Origin of the sequence: Streptomyces sp. NPDC021212 (assembly GCF_044332925.1) — a bacterium.
In the GTDB taxonomy this organism is placed as follows: domain Bacteria; phylum Actinomycetota; class Actinomycetes; order Streptomycetales; family Streptomycetaceae; genus Streptomyces.
Genome location: NZ_JBIRPZ010000001.1, coordinates 450,748 through 470,882, shown reverse-complemented (window position 1 = coordinate 470,882; position 20,135 = coordinate 450,748). Strand labels below are relative to the sequence as shown.

Sequence of the window (20,135 nt, the reverse complement as noted above, 5' to 3'; positions counted from 1 at the left end):
AGTCTAACCTCCGCTTCAGAGATTTGTCTTAGACAAGCGTCCTAGACAGATTACTTACACAAATCTATAGTCCCGCCATGACTGAGCCCACGAGTCCCCAACGAGCGAGCCGGAAGGACTGGATCGGCCTCGCCGTTCTCGTCATCCCGGTCCTTCTGATGTCGATGGACATGACCGTCCTGTACTTCGCGCTGCCGTTCCTCAGCGCGTCCTTGGAACCGAGTGCCACGCAGCAGTTGTGGATCGTGGACATCTACGCGTTCATGCTCGCCGGGCTGCTCATCACCATGGGCACCCTCGGCGACCACATCGGCCGCCGGCTGCTGCTCATGCTCGGCGCCGTGGTGTTCGGCGCCTCGTCCTTGGCCGCCGCCTACGCGGGCAGCGCCGAACTCCTCATCGCCGCACGCGCGGTCCTGGGCATCTCCGGGGCCGTGCTCGCGCCGTCCACGCTCGCGCTGATCCGCAACATGTTCCACGACCCCACCCAGCGCCGTACCGCCATCGCGATCTGGACGGCGGGGCTGTCCGGCGGCGCCGCTCTGGGCCCGATCGTGTCGGGTCTGCTGCTGGAGAAGTTCTGGTGGGGCTCGGTCTTCCTGATCAACATTCCGGTCATGGCCGTGATCCTGCTGCTGGGCCCGTTGCTCCTGCCGGAGTACCGCGCCCCGCGACCCGGCCGCTTCGACCTCCTCGGCGCCGCCCTGTCGCTGGGCACCGTGCTCCCGGTCATCTACGGCATCAAGGAACTGGCCAACGACGGCTTCGCCTGGAAGTACGCGGCCAGCACGGCGGCCGGGGTGGTCGTCGGTGTGCTGTTCTTCCTCCGCCAGCGCTCGGCCGCCAATCCGCTGATCGACCTGAGCCTGTTCCGCGACCGGGGGTTCAGCGCGTCCATCGGCGTCAACCTGGTCGCCCTGTTCGCGATGGTCGGCTTCCTGCTGTTCTCCACGCAGTGGATCCAGCTGGTCTACGGGCTGAGCCCGTTGAAGGCCGGGTTGTGGACCCTGCCCGCGCCGCTGGCGGTGGCGGTGACGACATCGGTGGCCGCCGCGCTGGCCAAGTCGATCCGCCCCGGCTACATCATCGGCGTCGGCATGGTCATCGCCACGGCCGGATTCGCCGTCATGACGCAGCTGCGCGCCGATTCGAGCCTGGCCATCGCGGTGGCCGGCGCGACGATCATCTCGGCCGGGGTGGGCATGGCGATCCCCCTGACCGCCGACCTGATCGTCTCCGCGGCGCCGCCGGAGCGCGTGGGCGCGGCCTCGGCGCTGCCGGAGACCAGCAACCAGCTCGGCGGGGCGCTCGGCGTGGCCCTCCTGGGCAGCATCGGTTCCGCCGTATACACCCGCGATGTCTCCGACGCCACGTCCCGTCTTCCGCACGAGGCCGCCGACGCCGCCCAGGGCTCGCTCGGTGGCGCCGCGGAGGTGGCCAAGCACCTGCCGGATGGCGCGGGCGAGCCGCTTCTCAAGGTCGCCGGGGAGGCGTTCACCCGCGGCATGAACATCAGTGCCGTGGTGGCCGGGGCCGTCATGCTGGCGGGCGCCGCGGGTGCCGCCCTGCTCATGCGCCACGTCACGACTCCCGCCGGCGCACCGGCGGGGGCCGCCCCTTCGAAGGCCGAGCCCACGCCCGCTCCCAGCTCCGAGTGAGGCCGGACGTACGTGAAGGGTCCCCGCGCGATGGTCACGCGGGGACCTTTGCACAGGGGCCGGTCGGCGGCCGGGTCAGCGACCGAGGATGACGGGGAGCGTGGTGTAGCCGGTCAGGCCCATGACGGCGCGGCGCTCGGGGGTGCCGGCCTGCTCGATCTTCGGGAAGGTGTCGATCAGCTTCGGGAAGAGTTCGGCGCCCTCGATGCGCGCGAGGCTGCCGCCGAAGCAGTAGTGGGCTCCGGCGCTGAAGCTCAGGTGGGGGCCGTTGTCCCGGGTCAGGTTCAGGCGGTGCGGGTCGGGGAACCGGGCCGGGTCGCGATTGGCGGCGGCGAGCAGGGTCAGGACGAGAACGCCCTCGGGTATCTCGGCACCGCCGATGGTGACCGGCCGTGTGGTGACCCGGCTCGCCGCGGTGGTGTGGGTGGTGTGGCGCAGTAACTCCTCCACGGCCGACGGCGTGATGCTCTTGTCCGCGCGCCAGCGGTTCAGCTCGTCGGGGTGGTCGAGGAGCGCGAGCACCCCGGTCGCCACGAGGTTGGTGGTGGCCGCGAAGCCCGCGGTGAACAGGAACAGGATGAGCGCCATCAGTTCGTCCTCGTCGAGACGGCCGTTGGTGGCCTCCTGGACGAGCGAGGACATCAGGTCGTCGCGCGGTTCGGCGCGACGATTCCTGATCACCTCGCGGAAGTACCCGGCAAGTTCCTCGGCCGCGGCGTCGGCACGCGTCAGGTCTTCGTCGGTGTAGAGCCCGGAGAAGACGTGTGACCAGTCGTCGGCCAGCTTCCAGAGGTGTCTGCCGTCCTCGTGCGGAAGGCCGAGCATGTCGCTGATGACCGCGACCGGGAAGGGCACGGCGAGCAGGTCCACGAGGTCGACCGGCGCGCCGCCGTCGGACCGCTCGATGAGGTCGTCGACGAGCCCGGTGGTCAGCCGCTCCACCGCGGGCTGCATCGTCTTGATCTTGTTGGGGGTGAAGACGCGAGCGGCCAGGCCGCGGATACGGCCGTGGTCGGGCTGGTTGAGGGTGACCATCGAGTTCAGGTACATGCGCAGGGAGAGGTGGTCCGCCCAGTCCTCGCGCATCTGGGTGGCGGCGCGGGCGCCGCTCTGGACGTCGGGCAGCCGCAGGAACTCGGTGACCTCCTCGTACCCGGACATCACCCACACGCCGAGCGAGGACGCGTGGTGGACCCGGTTCACCGACTGCAGCGTCTCGTAGAGGGGGAAGGGGTCGGCGGGAAAGGGCGGCGAGATCAGCGCGATCAGCGCTTCGTCGGCCTGCTGGGCCGTCGGGGTCGTTTCGGTGGTCATGTGGGGCGTTCTCCTCGGTGTGGTGCTTCGGTGTGGTGCCTGGGTGTGGTGATGGTCCGGTGTGGCGATGGTCCGGTGCGACGCGCGGCTACGGCGCGGGCCTCGTGTCCAGCTCGTCGTCCAGGACGTCGAACAGTTCGTCGGCCGAGAGCGACGCCAGATCGGTCTCCTCGCTCGTGTCCGGCCGATGCGTTTCGATCCACCCGGCCGTCAGGGCGCGCAGCCGGTCGGCGACGCGGTCGTATGCCTCCTGGTCCGGCGTCGCCGACGTCAACGCCGCCTCCAGCCGGGCCAGTTCGGCTTCCCACGGGGATGTGGCGGGGCCTTGGTCCGCGCTCAGCTGTTCCCGCAGTTCGCCGGCGACCGCGGCGGGCGTCGGGTGGTCGAACACCAGGGTGGCGGGCAGCTTCAGCCCGGTCGCCGCACGCAGGGCGTTGCGCAGCTCCACGGCGGTGAGCGAGTCGAAGCCCAGGTCCTTGAACGCCCGGTCGGACCGGATGGCGTCGGCCCCGTCGTGGCCGAGCACCGCCGCCACCTGTGTCCGCACCAGGTCCATGAGCAGGCTGTCGCGTTCGGCGTCGTCGGCCAGGGCCGCCAGCCTCCGCCGCAGCCCAGCGCCGCCGTCTCCACCACCCGCCGCACCCGGACCCCCGGCCCGGCGGCGGGGGGTGGGCACCAGGTTGCGCAGCATCCCCGGGAGCCGGTCGGCGGGGCGTGCCCGCAGGGCGGCCGTGTCCAGGCGGAACGGCGCCAGCGCGGGCTCTCGCGTACGCAACGCGTCGTCCAGCAGCGCCAGCCCCTCCTCCTGCGACAGCGCGGGCAGGCCCATGCGCAGCATGCGTTTCCGGTCGGCCTCGGCCAGCTCGCCGAGCCCGCTGTCGGCTTCCCACAGTCCGTACGCCAGCGACGTCACCGGCAGACCGGCGTGGTGGCGGTGGCGCGCGAGCGCGTCCAGGAACACGTTCGCGGCGGCGTAGTTGCCCTGTCCCGCGGCCAGCACGAGCCCGGCGAGCGAGGAGAACAGGACGAACGCCGACAGGTCGCGGTCGGCCGTCAGCTCGTGCAGGTTCCAGGCCCCGTCCACCTTGGGCCGCAGGACCGCGTCCATGCGCTCCGGCGTCAGCCCTCGGACCAGCCCGTTGTCCACGACACCGGCCGCGTGCACGACCGCGTCGACCGGGTGCCGGTCCAGCACCCCGGCGAGCGCGGCGCGATCGGCCACGTCGCACGCCTCGATGGCCACGTGCGCACCGTGGGCCGCCAGTTCGGCGCGCAGTTCGCCCGCCCCCGGCGCGCTCTCGCCCCGGCGGCTGGTCAGGACGAGCCGCCGGACACCGTGGGCCGTCACCAGGTGGCGGGCGACCAGGGCGCCGAGGCCACTGGTCCCGCCCGTGATCAGCACCGTGGACGACTGGTCCCATGGGCTGTACGCCTCGTCCACCGCGGCGGCGGGAACGCGGGCGAACTCGGGAACGAGCGGCACGCCGCCCCGGACCGCCGTCTCGGGCGCGTCGGCCACGTCGGCCGGGGGTGGCACGGTGGCGTCGTCATCGATGTCGAGCAGCAGGAACCGGCCGGGGTTCTCCGCCGCGGCCGCCCGCACCAGACCCCACACCGGCGCCTGCCCCAGATCGACGTCCTCCCCCTCGACCGGCACCGCACGGCGGGTGACGACCGCGAGCTTCCGCTCGTCCGTGCCGTGGTCGGCCAGCCACTCCTGGAGACGTGCCAGCACCTCGCCCAGGACCGCGCGTACGGACTCGGGCGTGTCCCCGGCCGCCCGTGGGACCTCGTACACCTCGGCGGGCGCCTCCGGGCGGGGGTGGGCGGCGGCCTTGGCCCAGGTGAGGGCGAACAGCGACTCACGGTGGTCACCGCCCGTCCGCAGCTGCTCGGCCGAAACGGGCCGCGACGCCAGGTTCGCCACGGACAGGACGGGCGCCCCGGTCTCGTCGGCGACCAGCACCTCCGTTCCGTCGTCCCCGTCCCGGTGTGTCAGCCGGACGCGCAGCGTCGAGGCACCGGCCCGGTGGAGGGAGACGCCGCCCCAGGAGAACGGCAGTTCCGGAGCCCCGGTGCCGTCGTCCTCGATCAGCCCGACGTGCATCGCCGCGTCCAGCAGCGCCGGATGCACCCCGAACCGGGTCGCCTCCGCCCCTTCCGGAAGCGCCACCTCGGCGAACACGACGTCATCGCCGCGCCGCCAGGCCGCCCTGAGCCCCCGGAAGGCCGGACCGTAGTCATAGCCGCGGGCGAGCAGGGCCTCATAGGCACCGTCCACCGGAAGCGGCGTCGCGTCGACCGGCGGCCAGACACTCAGATCGGACGACGGTGGGGTGGCGGACGGGGTGATGCCACCGGTCGCGTTACGGGTCCACGTCTCGTCGTCGAGGGACGAGTAGATCTCGAGGGAGCGGGCGGCATCGGAGGCATCCGGGCCACCCACCACGACACGCACCGCGACCCCGCCCGTCTCGGGAACGAGGAGCGGCGCTTCGAGCGTCAGCTCGTCGATCGCCTCGCACCCCACCTGGTGGGCGGCCTGCAACGCCAGCTCGACCAGCCCGGTGCCGGGCAGGAGCAGGGTGCCCAGCACATCGTGATCGGCGAGCCAGGGCTGGGAGTCGAGGGAGAGCCGCCCGGTGAACACGGCCCCGCCGGTGTCCGGCAGCACGACCCTCGCGCCCAGCATCGGATGGTCGAGGGAGTCGGCCCCGGCGAGGGTCGTGGGCTGCTCGATCAGCCAGTAGCGCTTGCGCTGGAAGGCATACGTGGGCAGATCGACGCGCCGGGCACCGCGCCCGGCGAAGACGGCGGCCCAGTCCACCGGCACACCCGCCGCGTACAACCGCCCGACCCCGGCGAACACCCCCTCCACCTCGGGCCGGTCCCGCCGCAGCGTGGCCGCCATCGTGCCCTCGACGGTCTGCTGTGCCATCGCCGTCAGCACACCGTCCGGGCCCACCTCCAGGAACCGCGTGACGCCTTCGTCTCGCAACGCACGTACGTCATCGGCGAACCGCACCGCCTCCCGCACATGCCGCACCCAGTACTCCGCCGACGCCACATCCTTGACGAAACGGATGACCGGCTGGCGGTACTCCACGCTCTCCGCGACCTTGCGGAACTCCTCCAGCATCGGGTCCATCAAGGGTGAGTGGAACGCATGCGAGACGGACAAGCGGCTCGTCTTACGGTCGCTGAACCGGGCAGCAATCGCCGTCACCGTGTCCTCGGCACCGGAGACCACCACCGAGGACGGCCCGTTGACGGCCGCGATCCCCACCTCACCGTCCAGCAGCGGCGTCACTTCGTCCTCGGTGGCCTGGATCGCCACCATCGCCCCACCCGACGGCAACGCCTGCATCAGCCGTCCGCGCGCCACCACCAACCGCGTGGCGTCCTCCAGACTCAGCACACCCGCCACATGCGCCGCAGCCAGCTCACCGATGGAGTGCCCGGCCAGGAAATCCGGCCGCAAACCCCAGGACTCCACCAGCCGATACAGCGCCACCTCCAACGCGAAGATCGCGGGCTGGGTGAACTCCGTACGCTCCAACCCAGCCGCATCATCACCCCACACCACCTCCTTCAACGCCAGCCCCGACGCCTCACACACCCCATCGAACGCCGCCGCGAAAACCGGGAAGGTGTCATACAACTCCCGCCCCATACCGACACGTTGGCTTCCCTGTCCGGTGAACAGAAACGCCAGCTTGCCACCCCCGCCCGCCACCACATCGCTGATCGTCTCCGGCCCGACCAGCACCGCACGATGCTCGAACGCGGCCCGTCCCGTCGCCGCCGAGAACGCCACATCAAGCTCATCGTGGCCTACGGCGAAGGCGCCGATCCGCTGAATCTGGGCTCGGAGTGCGTCATGCGTCTTCGCCGAGACGACGAGGGGCGCCACCGGGAGTTCACGGCGTTCCCCGGCCTGCTCCTCGACCGGCGGGGCTTCCTCCAGGATCACATGGGCGTTCGTCCCGCTGATGCCGAACGAGGAGACCCCCGCGCGGCGCGGACGCTCGCCACGCGGCCACTCCCTCGGCCCGGTCAGCAGCCGGACATTGCCCGCAGACCAGTCCACCTGCGGTGTCGGCTCGTCCACGTGCAGCGTCCTCGGCAACACCCCGTGCCGCATCGCCTGCACCATCTTGATGATGCCCGCCACGCCGGCCGCAGCCTGCGTATGCCCAAGGTTGGACTTGATCGACCCCAGCCACAGCGGCTCGGCGCGGTCCTGTCCGTACGTGGCCAGCAGCGCCTGCGCCTCGATCGGATCGCCCAGCGTCGTCCCCGTACCATGCGCCTCGACCGCGTCCACATCGGCCGCCGACAGCCCCGCGTTGGCCAGCGCCCGGCGGATGACGCGTTGCTGGGAGGGGCCGTTCGGCGCCGTCAGGCCGTTGCTGGCACCGTCCTGGTTGAGGGCGCTGCCTCGTACGACGGCCAGCACCGGGTGGCCGTTGCGGCGGGCGTCCGACAGCCGCTCGACCAGCAGCATGCCCACGCCCTCGCCCCACCCGGTGCCGTCCGTGGAGGACGAGAAGGACTTGCAGCGGCCGTCGGCGGACAGCCCGCGTTGCTCGCTGAAGTCGATGAACGACTGCGGCGTCCCCATGACGGTCACGCCACCGACGAGGGCGAGCGAGCAGTCGCCGGAGCGCAGCGCCTCGCCCGCCCAGTGCAGGGCTACCAGCGACGACGAGCACGCCGTGTCCACGGTCACGGCGGGGCCTTCGAGGCCGAGGGTGTAGGCGATGCGGCCGGAGACGAGGCTGCCGCCGCCGGTGCCGCCCGAATAGTCGTGGTACATGACCCCGGCGAACACGCCCGTCGGGCTGCCCTTCAACGTGCCCGGGTCGATCCCTGCGCGCTCCAGCGCCTCCCACGACACCTCGAGCAGCAAACGCTGCTGCGGGTCCATGTCGCGGGCCTCTCGGGGGCTGATGCCGAAGAAGTCCGCGTCGAACTCCGCCGCGTCGTGGAGGAATCCGCCGTCGCGCACATAGGTCTTCCCGGGCTTTCCGGGCTCGGGGTCGTAGATGTCCTCGACGCCCCAGCCGCGGTCGGACGGAAACTCCGAGATGGCGTCCACGCCCTCGTCCACCAGGCGCCACAACCCCTCGGGCGAGTCCACCCCGCCCGGATAGCGGCACGCCATCCCGACGATGGCGATCGGTTCGTCGTCCACCCGGGTCACGACGGGCCCGACCGCCGTCTTCTCCACGGCGCCGGACAGCTCGTCCAGGACGTGCCGGGCCAGCTCGCCGGGGGTCGGGTAGTCGAAGACGAGGGTGGCGGGCAGCCGGAGTCCGGTGGCGGCGCCCAGGAGGTTGCGCAGTTCGATCGCGGTGAGGGAGTCGAATCCGAGGTCGCGGAAGGCCCGTTCGGGGTCGACGGCCTCGGCTCCGGCGAGGCGGAGGACGGTGGCGGCCTGGGAGCGGACGAGGCCGAGGAGTTCGGCGGCGCGTTCGTCGTCGGTGAGTGCGGCCAGGCGCTGCCGTAGAGCACCGGTCGCGGAGGCGGTGGCGTCGGCGACGCGGCGCGACCGGCCCCGCACGAGGCCGCGCAGAAGTGGCGGAGGCGTGTCCAAGGCCGCCAGGTCGAACCGGGCGGGCACCAGCACGGGTTCCGGCACACCGGCGGCGGCGTCGAGCAGCGCAAGGCCCTCTGCGGGGGCCAGGGTGCGCAGGCCCGCCTGGTCGAGCCCTTCCGCCATGCCGTCCCCGCCCCACGGGCCCCAGGCCAGCGACAGCGCGGGAAGCCCGATCGCTCGCCGGTGGCGGGCGAGGGCGTCGAGGAAGGTGTTGGCGGCCGCGTAGTTGCCCTGTCCGGGCGCGCCGAGGACGCCAGCGACGGACGAGAAGAGCACGAACGCGGTCAGCCCCATGTCGCGGGTGAGTTCGTGGAGATGCCATGCCGCGTCCGCCTTCGGGCGCAGTGCGTGGTCGACGCGGCCGGGCGTCAGCGACGGGATCACGCCGTCGTCCAGCACGCCCGCCGTGTGCACGAGGCCGCCGATGGTCCGGCCGTCGAGCAGCGCGGCCAGGGCGTCGCGGTCGGAGACGTCGCACGCCACCACCTCGGCCTCCGCGCCCAGCCGCGCCAGCTCCTCGACCAACTCGGCGGCTCCCGGCGCCTCGGGGCCCCGACGGCTGGTCAGCAGCAGCCGCCGCACCCCGTGCCGGGTGACGAGGTGGCGGGTGACGGCGGCGCCGAGGGCGCCGGTCCCGCCGGTGATCAGGACGGTGCGTTCCGGGTCCCAGGCGGCGGTGTGCGGGCCGAGCGGCGCCCTGGCCAGCCTCGGTACGCGCACCTCGCCGTCGCGGACACACAGCTCGGGCTCACCGGTCTCCAGGATGAAGCGGGGATCGATCGGGGCATCGGTGTCGGTGTCGACGAGGACGACGCGGCCGGGGTTCTCGCTCGCGGCGGCGCGTACCAGCCCCCGGACGGCGGCGTGGCCGAGGTCGGAGCCGTCGATCGCGCCGTTGGTGACGACGACAAGGGTGGTGTCGCCGTCCACCGCGGCCTGCACGGCCTCCAGCACACCGTCCAGCACCGCGCGCACCGCGGACGGCATGTTCCCGGTCGTCGGCGGGCAGCGGTGGACGACCACCCCGGCCGCCCCGCCGTCGGCCACCTCGGCGTCGTCGGCCGGCGACCGTCCGCCCGTGGCCGGTACCCACGCGACACGGAAGAGCGCGTCCGCGATCCGGGCCGAGGCCAGGGCGAGGCCGTCCGCACTGACGGGGCGCAGCGTCAGGGAGCCGACAGAGGCGACGGGCCGTCCCAGGGCGTCGGCCAGCTCCAGGGACACCGTGTCGTCGCTCCGGATGCGCAGGCGGACCCGGGCGGCGGTGGCGCCTTCGGTGTGCAGGGTGACGTCCGCCCAGGAGAACGGCAGGACCGTCGGGCCGTCGTCCGCCAGGTCGAGCGCGTGCAACGCCGAGTCGAGCAGGGCGGGGTGGAGGCCGAAGCGTCCGGCGTCGACACCTGCCGGGAGGGCGATCTCGGCGAACACGTCGTCGCCGCGCCGCCATGCCGTGCGCAGTCCACGGAACGCGGGCCCGTAGTCGAGCCGTTCGTAGAGCCCTTCGGCGGCGAGGGGTTCGGCGTCGCGCGGTGGCCACGCCCCGAGGTCGGTGGCCGGTTCACCGGCGTCGGGTGCCAGGACCCCTTCGGCGTGCTGGATCCATTCGCGGTCGATCGGGGCGTCGTCGGCACGGGAGTACACGGCCACCGGGCGGCGGCCGGACGCGTCGGGCGCGTCGACGGCGACCTGGAGGTGGACGCCACCGTGTTCGGGCAGGATCAGGGGCGCGCCCAGGGTGAGTTCCTCGACACGGTGGCATCCCACCTGGTCTCCGGCGCGTACGGCCAGCTCCACGTACGCCGTGCCGGGCAGCAGCACGGAGCCGAGCACGGTGTGGTCGGACAGCCAGGGGTGGGCTCCGGTGGCCAGCCGTCCGGTGAACACCACACCGTCCGAGCCGGGCAGCCGCACCATCGCGCCGAGCAGCGGGTGGTCGGGCCGGTCGAGGCCCGCGGAGGTGACGTCGCCGCCCTCACCGCTCTTGTCGAGCCAGTAGCGGGCACGCTGGAAGGGGTAGGTGGGCAGGTCGACGCGCCGGGCGCCACGTCCGTCGAACACGCCCGCCCAGTCGACGCGCAGGCCCGCGCTGTGCAGGTGGCCGAGGGCGGTGAGGACGGCGACGGGCTCGGGGTCGCGACGGCGCAGCGCCGGGACGAGCACCGCGGTGTCGGCGGAGGTGGTGAGGCACTGCCGGGCCATGGCGGTCAGTACGCCGTCGGGGCCCAGCTCCACGTACCGGGTGACGCCTTCGGCCTCCAGCCGGGCCACCGCCTCGGCGAACCGGACCGTGTCACGGACGTGGCGCACCCAGTGGTCGGCGGTGGCCACTTCGCCGTCCGCCATGACCGGGATGCGGGGCTCGGCGTAGGTGACGGTCTCGGCGACGCGGCGGAACTCGTCCAGCATCGGGTCCATCAGCGGCGAGTGAAAGGCGTGCGAGACCGACAGGCGGTTCGTCCTGCGGGCTCCGAACCGTTCGGCAACCGCCGCGACGGCTGCCGCCACGCCGTCCTCGGTACCGGAGAGCACCACGGAGGTGGGGCCGTTGACGGCGGCGATACCGACGCCCTCCCCCAGCAGCGGGGCCACCTCGTCCCGCGTGGCCTCGACGGCCACCATCGCGCCACCGGGCGGCAGCGCCCCCATCAGCCGCCCCCGCGCGGTGACGAGCGCGGCGGCGTCCTCCAGCGAGAACACCCCGGCGACATGCGCGGCGGCCAGCTCGCCGATCGAGTGGCCGGCGACGAAGTCGGGCCGTACACCCCACGACTCCAGCAGCCGGAACAGCGCCACCTGCACCGCGAAGATGGCGGGCTGGGTGAACTCGGTGCGGCTCAGCGCCCCTTCGTCGCCCCACATCACCTCGCGTACGGCAGGGTCGAGCGCGGCGCACACCTCGTCGAAGGCGCCCGCGAAGACGGGGAACGCCGCGTACAGCTCCCGGCCCATGCCGAGCCGCTGGCTGCCCTGCCCGGTGAAGAGGAAGGCCGTCAGCCCGGTGGTCCGGGCGATGCCGCCGAGGGCCGTGTCGTCAGCGGTATCCGCCAGCGCGCTCAGTTCACCGAGGATTTCTTCGCGGTCCCGGCCGATGACGACGGCGCGGCGGGTCAGCGCGGCGCGGCTGGTGGCGAGGGAGAACCCGAGGTCCACGGGGTCCAGGCCGGGCGTGGCCCGCAGATGGTCGGCCAGTTGCCGGGCCTGGGCGCGCAGGGCGGCCGTGGTGCGGGCGGACAGGGGCAGCGGCACGGGCACGGCCGGGGTCGCGGGCCGTTCGGCGGGCAGGGGCGCGGAGACGGCGCCGGTGTCCGCCTGCTCGATGATCACGTGGGCGTTGGTGCCACTGACCCCGAACGAGGAGATGGCGGCGCGGCGCGGACGGCCGGTGTCGGGCCAGGCGCGGGCCTCGGTGAGGAGGCGTACATGTCCGGCGTCCCAGTCCACCTGCGGTGTCGCCGCGTCGATGTGCAGGGTCTTCGGCAGCGTGCCGTGCCGGATGGCCTCGACCATCTTGATGACGCCCGCGACGCCGGCGGCGGCCTGGGAGTGGCCGATGTTCGACTTGATGGAGCCGAGCCAGAGCGGGCGGTCCCGGTCCTGGCCGTACGTGGCGAGCAGCGCCTGTGCCTCGATCGGGTCGCCGAGCGAGGTCCCGGTGCCGTGCCCCTCCATGGCGTCGATGTCGGCGGGCGTCAGCCCGGCCGCGGTGAGCGCCTGCCGGATGACCCGGCGCTGGGAGGGGCCATTGGGGGCGCTGAAGCCGTTGGACGCGCCGTCCTGGTTGACCGCCGAGCCGCGCACCACGGCCAGCACGGGGTGGCCGTGGCGGCGGGCGTCGGACAGCTTCTCCAGCAGCAGGACGCCCGCGCCCTCGCCCCAGCCGGTGCCGTCGGCGGAGGCGGCGAACGAGCGGCAGCGGCCGTCGGGTGAGAGCCCGCGCTGCTCGCTGAACTCGATGAACGTCTCGGGCGTCGCCATCACGCTGACGCCCCCGGCCAGCGCCAGGGTGCACTCCCCCGTACGCAGGGCCTGCGCCGCCCACTGCATCGCCACCAGCGACGACGAGCACGCGGTGTCGACGGTGACCGCAGGGCCCTCGAAACCGAGGGTGTAGGCGACACGTCCGGACACCAGGCTGCCGTCGCTGCTGGTGATGCCGTAGTCGTGGTACATCGCTCCGGCGAAGACTCCGGTGCGGCTGCCGCGCAGGGACGCCGGGTCGAGGCCGGCCCGTTCCACCGCCTCCCAGGTGATCTCCAGCAGCAGCCGTTGCTGGGGGTCCATGGTGAGGGCCTCGCGCGGGCTGATGCCGAAGAACTCGGGGTCGAAGTCGGCGGCGTCGTACAGGAAACCACCGTGGCGGACGTAGCTCTTGCCGGGCTTTCCGGGCTCCGGGTCATACAGGGCGCTCAGGTCCCAGCCACGGTCGCCGGGGAACGGACCGATGGCGTCGCGGCCCTCGGCGACCAGCTCCCACAGCCCCTCCGGGGAGGCGACACCACCGGGGAAACGGCAGGCCATGCCGATGATCGCGATGGGTTCGGTGGCGACACTCGCGGCGGCGCGCAGGCTCTCGTTGTCCTGTCGCAGCCGCTCGTTCTCGACGAGCGAGCCGCGCAGCGCCTCGACGATCTCCTCGACGTTGGCTTCCACCGTCGTCTCAGCCTCCGCTCACCGTCGTGGTCCGCGCGCCGGTGGCGCCGACCGTGTCAAGGAATGTGCCGAGCACCTCGGTGAAGCGTTCCGGCTCTTCGAGGTGCGGGGCGTGGCTGGAGTCCTCGAAGATCTCCCAGCGGGCGCCCGGAATGAGTTCCTGGAAGGGGCGCACGGTGGCCGGGGTGGCCTCGTCGTGGCGGCCGGAGACGACGAGGGTGGGCACATCGATACGGGGCAGGTGGTCGATCACCGACCAGTCCCGCAGGCTGCCGATGACGTGGAACTCGTTGGGCCCGTTCATGGTGCGGTAGACCGTCGGATCGGTGACGGCCTCCAGGTACGAGGCCATGAGTTCGCCGGGCCACGGGTCGAGGCGGCAGACGTGGCGGCTGTAGAACACCAGCATCGCCTCCAGGTACTCATCGCTGTCGGTGGTGCCCGCGGCCTCGTGCCGGCGCAGCGTCTCGTCCACGCCGGGTGGCAGCTGGGCGCGCAGTACGTCCATCTCCGACAGCCACAGCTGGTAGGAGGCGGGGGCGTTGGCGACGACCAGGCCGCGCAGCCCGGCGGGGCGGGTCGAGGCGTGCCAGGCGGCCAGCATCCCGCCCCACGACTGCCCGAACAGGATGTAGTCGTCGGCGATGCCGAGCCGGTGCAGGAGGTTGTCCAACTCGTCACGGAACAGCCGAGGGGTCCAGAAACCGGGGTCGGCATCCGGCAGATGGGTGGAGCCCCCGTTCCCGAGCTGGTCGTAGTGCACCACGGGCCAGCCGCGTTCGGCGAAGTCGGCCAGCCGGATCAGATAGTCGTGCGTGGACCCGGGGCCGCCGTGGACGACGACGAGGGCCGGGCGGCCCGATCCCGGCTGTCCGGTGATGCGGTACCAGGTGCGGTACTCCCGGAAGGGAACGGTTCCTTTGGCCGTTGGCGTGGGCGCCATGTCTCAAACCACCTCGGTTTTTCGGGTCCTGTGCGTCGGTCGCGGTGTCAGTCGAGGGTCGTCAGCCACTCGTCGATGGTCCGGGCGGTCGTCGGGGCGTGGCCCTGTCCGAGCGAGAAGTGGTCGCCCGGCACGGTGCGCAGGGTGTGGTCCGGGTCCCAGGGCCGGGCCCGCATCTCGGCCGGGTCGACGCCCTCGGGCGGCGCCACGAACGGCTCGGCCGCCTGGACGAACAGAGTCGGCGCGGCAAGCGGTACGGGGTCGAAGTCCCCCAGCACCCCGAAGTAGTGCGGCATCGCCGACAGCCGCGCCGCGTCGTACGGTCCGTAGGCCGATTCCATCGCCAGCACCTCCCGCATGAGGTGGTCGAATCCGGTCTTCATCGCCGCGTCGTCGACGCGGAAGGTGTCGATCAGGATCAGTCCGGCGGGCGGGACCTGGGCCACCTCCTCCAGATGCCGGGCGAGGACGTGGCCGATGATGCCGCCGGAGGAGTAGCCGAGCAGCGCGAACGGCTCGCCCTCGGCCGCCTCCAGCACGGCGTCGGCCAGGACACCCGACAGCGCCTCGGCCGAACCGGGCAGCGGCTCGTCCCGGGCGAATCCGGGCAGCGGCAGCGCCGACACGTGGCGGATGTCCCGGAATTCCGCACCCAGCCGGGCGTGCTGGTGCACACCACCGGCCGCCATGGGAGTGGCCAGGCAGATCAGCCGGGTGCGACGCGGACCGTCGGCCAGCCGCACCGCCTTCGGGGCGCGGTCGAGGTCGCCCGGTGCGGTGAACCGGGGCCGCAGCGCCGCGACCGCCGACATCAGCGCCAGCGCGCCGGAGGTGTCACCGGCGTGGACGGCCCGCCGGAAAAGGTCGGTGACGCTCTCGTCGGTCTCCGTCTCCGTGTCCGCGTGCGGCTGCGTCTGTGGCTCGGTGGCGGGGAGCCGTGTCAGCTCGTCCGCGAGGAGGCGGGCCAGCAGGGAGGGGTTCTTGCTGTCGAACACCGCCATCGTGGGCAGCTTCAGCCCGGTGGCGGCGTTCAGCGCCGTACGCAGCTCCATCGCGGTGAGCGAGTCGAACCCCGACTCCAAGAAGTCGCGCTCGGGGTCGACCGCCTCGGGGCCACTGTGCCCGAGCAGGGTGGCGGCCAGGCCGAGCACCAGATCGCGCAGCGCTCCCTCGCGGCGTTCGGCGGGCATGGCCGCCAGCTCGCGCCGCAGCGCCGCCGGGTCGGTGGCCGCCGTACGGCGTCGCGTGGCCGGGACCAAGCCGTGCAGCAGTACGGGGAGTTCGCCGCCCGCCCCGCTGCGCAGCGCCCGCAGGTCCAGCCCCATCGGCACCAGCAGCGGCTCCGTACGGGCGGACGCGGCGTCGAACAGCGCGAGGCCGTCGGCCGCCGACAGCGCGGGCATGCCCTGGCGGCGCAGCCGCCGCAGGTCGGCCTCGCTCAGACCACCGGCCATCCCACCGGTGTCCGCCCACAGCCCCCAGGCGAGGGACTGCGCGGGCAGCCCTGCGGCGTGGCGGTGTTGGGCGAGTGCGTCGAGGAACGTGTTGGCGGCGGCGTAGTTGCCCTGGCCTGGCGCGCCGAGCACGCCCGCCGACGACGAGAACAGCACGAAGGCGCTTAAGTCGTGGTCGCGGGTGAGGTCGTGCAGGTTGAGCGCGCCGTCCACCTTGGGACGCAGCACCTGGTCGAGGCTGTGCGGCGTCAGGTTGGCGATCAGGCCGTCGGCCAGCACCCCGGCCGTGTGCACGACGGCGCCGAGCGGGCGATCGGCGAGCAGCTCCTTCAGGGCCGCCCGGTCCGCCACGTCACAGGCCGCGATCTCGACCGTCGCGCCGAGGCCGGTCAGCTCCTGACGCAGCTCGGCCGCGCCCTCGGCGGCCATGCCACGGCGGCTGGTCAGCAGCAGGTCGCGGACGCCGTGCTCGGCGACCAGATGGCGGGCGACGAGCGCGCCGAGGCCGCCCGTACCGCCGGTGATCAGCACGGTGCCGAGCCGGTCCCAGGCGGGTGCGTGTTCCGGGTCCGCGGGGGTGCGCGCCAGGCGGGGTACGTGGATTCCGGCGCCCTGGACGCGCAGTTCCGGCTCGCCGGACGCGATGGCCCGGCCGATGCTCTCCGGGTCGCCGTCGCCGTCCGTGTCGAGCAGCGCGAAGCGCTCCGGGTCCTCCGCGTGGGCGGCGCGGACCAGGCCCCGGGCGGCGGCGTGCGCGAGGCTGTCGCCACGGGTGACCACCATGAGCCTGCGGTCGGCGAACCGTTCGTTGGTGAGCCAGGTCTGAAGCGCCCGGAGTGTTTCGCCGGTGACCGTTCTGACGTCGTCGGCGGTGTCGCCCGTACCGGCGGGGAGCGTCAGCGCGACCGTGGCGGGCACCGGGTCGGAGAGCTCCGCCAGGTCGGCGACCATCGTCCAGTCGGTTTCGGCAGTGGAGACGGAGGCAGGTGTCCACGCGACGTGGAAGAGAGAGTTGCCCGATCCCATGGGAGCCGGTGCGAGCTGCTCGGCCGAGACCTCCCGCGCGATCAGCGATTCCACGGACGCCACGGGCCGCCCCTGGGCGTCGGCGATACGCAGTTCCGTCGCGCCCTCGCCCTTGGGCGTGAGCCGGACGCGCGCGGCCGTGGTGCCGGAGGCGTGCGGCCGGACGCCCTTCCATGCGAACGGCAGCATCGTCGCGTCGTCGCCGCCCGTGCCGAGCAGCACCGCGTGCAGCGCGGAGTCGAGCAGCGCCGGGTGCAGTACGAAGCGCTCGGCGCCGGCCGCGTCGCCGAGCGCCACCTCGGCGAAGGTCTCGTCGCCGACACGCCAGGCCGCCTTGAGTCCCTGGAACGCCGGGCCGTAGGCGAAACCGGCGTCCTGGAAACGTTCGTACACACCGTCGGTGGGGATGCTCGCCGCCTCGGGCGGTGGCCACTGCGTCAGGTCGGAGGGCGGCGAGGCGGTGTCCTCGGGTGTCAGCACACCCTCCGCGTGCAGGGCCCAGTCCGCCTCCGGGTCGGTGTCCTCGGGCTGCGCGTGGACGGTGAGGGGGCGTCGGCCCGTGTCGTCGGCCGGTTCGCCGACCGTCAGCCGCAGCCGGACACCGCCGCCCTCGGGCAGGGTCAGCGGCGCGTGCAGCGTCAGCTCTTCGAGGACGCGGCAGCCGACCCGGCCACCCGCGCACAGGGCCAGTTCGACGTACGCGGTCCCGGGCAGCAGTGTCGTGCCGAGCACCGCGTGGTCGGCCAGCCAGGGCTGGGTGTCCGTCGACACCCGCCCCGTGAACACCACCGTCTCGGCTCCCGGCACCGCCACTTCGGCACTCAGCAGGGGGTGGTCGAGCGCGGTGAGGCCCATGGACACCGCGTTTCCACCCTCCCCGGCCACCGGCGCCGACAGCCAGTAGCGGCTTCGCTGGAAGGCATAGGTGGGCAGATCGACACGGCGTGCTCCCCGCCCCGCGAAGAAGGCCGTCCAGTCGGGCGAGGCGCCCGTGAGGTGCAGCTGCGCGACCGCCATCAGCAGCGCCCCGGCCTCGGGACGGTCACGGCGCAAGGTGGCCACGGTGGTGGCGTCCGGCACCGTCTGCCGGGCCATGGCCGTGAGGATGCCATCCGGCCCGATCTCCAGGAACCGGGTCACGCCCTCCGCGTGCAGCTGTCGTACGTCATCGGCGAACCGCACCGCCTCCCGCACATGCCGCACCCAGTACTCCGCCGACGCCACATCCTTGACGAAACGGATGACCGGCTCGCGGTACTCCACGCTCTCCGCGACCTTGCGGAACTCCCCCAGCATCGGATCCATCAACGGCGAATGGAACGCATGCGAGACCGACAGACGGCTCGTCTTCCGATCCTTGAACCGCTCGACCACCGCCGCCACCGCGTCCTCGGCGCCCGAAATCACCACCGAGGAGGGCCCGTTGACGGCAGCGAGCCCCACCTCACCGTCCAGCAGCGGCGCAACCTCCTCCTCCGTGGCCTGGATCGCCACCATGGCTCCACCGGGCGGCAGCGCGCCCATCAGCCGTCCCCGCGCCGTGATCAGTCGCGCCGCGTCCTCCAGGTCGAACACCCCCGCGACATGGGCCGCCGCCAGCTCCCCGATGGAATGGCCGACGAGGAAGTCGGGGCGGATACCCCAGGACTCCGCCAGCCGATAGAGCGCCACCTCCAGCGCGAAGATGGCGGGCTGGGTGAACTCCGTGCGGTGCAACGCCGCCTCATCGTCACCCCACGCCACCTCCTTCAACGCCAGCCCCGACGCCTCACACACCGCATCGAACGCCGCCGCGAAAACCGGAAAAGCGTCATACAACTCCCGCCCCATACCGAAACGTTGGCTTCCCTGTCCGGTGAACAGGAACGCCACCTTGCCCTCGCGGGACCTGCCGGTGGCGACGGACGGCGACGGGGTCCCCTGGGCCAGCGCGCAGAGGCCCGCGAGGAACTCCGTACGGTTGTCGGCGACGATCGCCGCACGGTGTTCGAGGGCCGCGCGGCCGGTTGCCAGCGAAAAGGCCACGTCCGCGGGGGCCAGTTCCGGTCGTTCGCCCAGGTGGGAGTGGAGGCGTTCGGCCTGCGCCCGCAGCGCCTCCGGGCTCCTGGCCGACAGGATCCACGGGACGGGCCCCTGGGTGACAGCCGGGGCCGCGTCCTCCTCGGCCTCGACGGGTGGCGCCTCCTCGATGATGATGTGCGCGTTCGTTCCGCTGATGCCGAAGGAGGACACGCCCGCCCGGCGCGGACGCCCCTCGTCCGGCCACTCCCGCGCCTCGGTGAGGAGCCGGACCTCGCCCGACGCCCAGTCCACCTGCGGTGTCGGGTCGTCCACGTGCAGCGTCCTCGGCATGACCCCGTTGCGCATCGCCTGGACGACCTTGATGATGCCCGCCACGCCCGCCGCCGCCTGGGTGTGGCCGAGGTTCGACTTGATCGACCCCAGCCACAGCGGCGCTTTCCGGCCCTGGCCGTACGTGGCGAGCAGCGCCTGCGCCTCGATCGGGTCCCCGAGCGTCGTCCCCGTGCCGTGCCCCTCGATCAGATCGACCTGGTCGGCGGATATCCGGGCGTTGGCCAGGGCCTGCTTGATCACACGTTGCTGAGAGGGGCCGTTGGGGGCGGTCAGGCCGTTGCTGGCGCCGTCCTGGTTGAGGGCGCTGCCTCGTACGACGGCCAGCACCGGGTGGCCGTTGCGGCGCGCGTCCGACAGCCGCTCGACCAGCAGCATGCCCACGCCCTCGCCCCAGCCGGTGCCGTCGGCGGCCGCCGCATACGACTTACAGCGGCCGTCGGGCGCCAGCCCGCGCTGATGGCTGAATTCGATGAACGTCTCGGGCGTCGCCATCACCGTGACACCACCCGCGAGCGCGAGCGAGCACTCCCCCGACCGCAGCGCCTGGACCGCCCAGTGCAGGGCGACCAGCGAGGACGAGCAGGCGGTGTCGACGGTGACGGCCGGGCCCTCCAGGCCGAGGGCGTAGGCGACGCGGCCGGAGGCGATGGCGCCCGTACTGCTGTTGTAGGTGTAGTCGTGGTACATCATCCCGGCGAACACACCGGTCGGGCTGCCCTTGAGCGTCGTCGGATCGATCCCCGCCCGCTCCAGCACCTCCCACGACGCCTCCAGCAGCAACCGCTGCTGCGGATCCATGACCATCGCCTCGTTCGGCGCGATCCCGAAGAACTCGGGGTCGAACGCGGCCGCGTCGTACAGGAACGCCCCTTCCCGGCTGTAGGTCTTGCCGGGGCGTCCGGGCTCGGGGTCGTAGATGGCCGTCTCGTCCCAGCCGCGGTCGGTGGGAAACCGCGAGACCGCGTCCTCCTCGTCGGCGACCAGCCGCCACAGCTCCTCGGGCGAGGCCGCGCCGGGATAGCGGCAGCTCATCGCCACGATCGCGATGGGTTCGCGGGAGGCGGCCCGCAGGGCGCGGTTGCGGGCGCGCAGACTCTCGGTCTCCTTGAGCGACGCACGCAGCGCCGCCACGA

4 protein-coding genes and 1 pseudogene are annotated in these 20,135 nt (G+C 72.7%); 1 reads left to right on the top strand and 4 read right to left on the bottom strand.

Translation table 11 applies throughout. The features are described 5' to 3' along the window. The first annotated feature begins 77 nt into the window (after positions 1 to 77). A complete protein-coding gene (locus ACH4SI_RS01975) occupies positions 78 to 1,658 on the top strand; it encodes an MFS transporter (protein WP_398291473.1) in 1,581 nt (526 codons plus the stop codon). A gap of 75 nt (positions 1,659 to 1,733) precedes the next feature. Here ACH4SI_RS01975 and ACH4SI_RS01970 read toward each other — a convergent pair whose 3' ends face one another. The 4 genes and pseudogenes from ACH4SI_RS01970 to ACH4SI_RS01955 all read right to left on the bottom strand — a co-directional run bounded on the left by ACH4SI_RS01970 (position 1,734) and on the right by ACH4SI_RS01955 (position 20,133). Then, positions 1,734 to 2,972, bottom strand: a complete 1,239-nt coding sequence (locus ACH4SI_RS01970) for a cytochrome P450 (RefSeq protein WP_398291471.1) — start codon at positions 2,970 to 2,972, stop codon at positions 1,734 to 1,736. A gap of 88 nt (positions 2,973 to 3,060) precedes the next feature. Next, positions 3,061 to 13,224 (bottom strand): annotated as a pseudogene (locus ACH4SI_RS01965) (SDR family NAD(P)-dependent oxidoreductase); the annotation flags it as partial. Positions 13,225 to 13,231: 7 nt separating this feature from the next. Continuing rightward, positions 13,232 to 14,167 (bottom strand): proline iminopeptidase-family hydrolase, encoded by a 936-nt coding sequence (locus ACH4SI_RS01960; protein WP_398291469.1) that lies wholly within the window; start codon positions 14,165 to 14,167, stop codon positions 13,232 to 13,234. Positions 14,168 to 14,214: 47 nt separating this feature from the next. Further along, on the bottom strand, positions 14,215 to 20,133 hold the full coding sequence (locus ACH4SI_RS01955) for an SDR family NAD(P)-dependent oxidoreductase (protein WP_398292314.1): 5,919 nt from the start codon (positions 20,131 to 20,133) through the stop codon (positions 14,215 to 14,217). Positions 20,134 to 20,135: the final 2 nt, after the last annotated feature.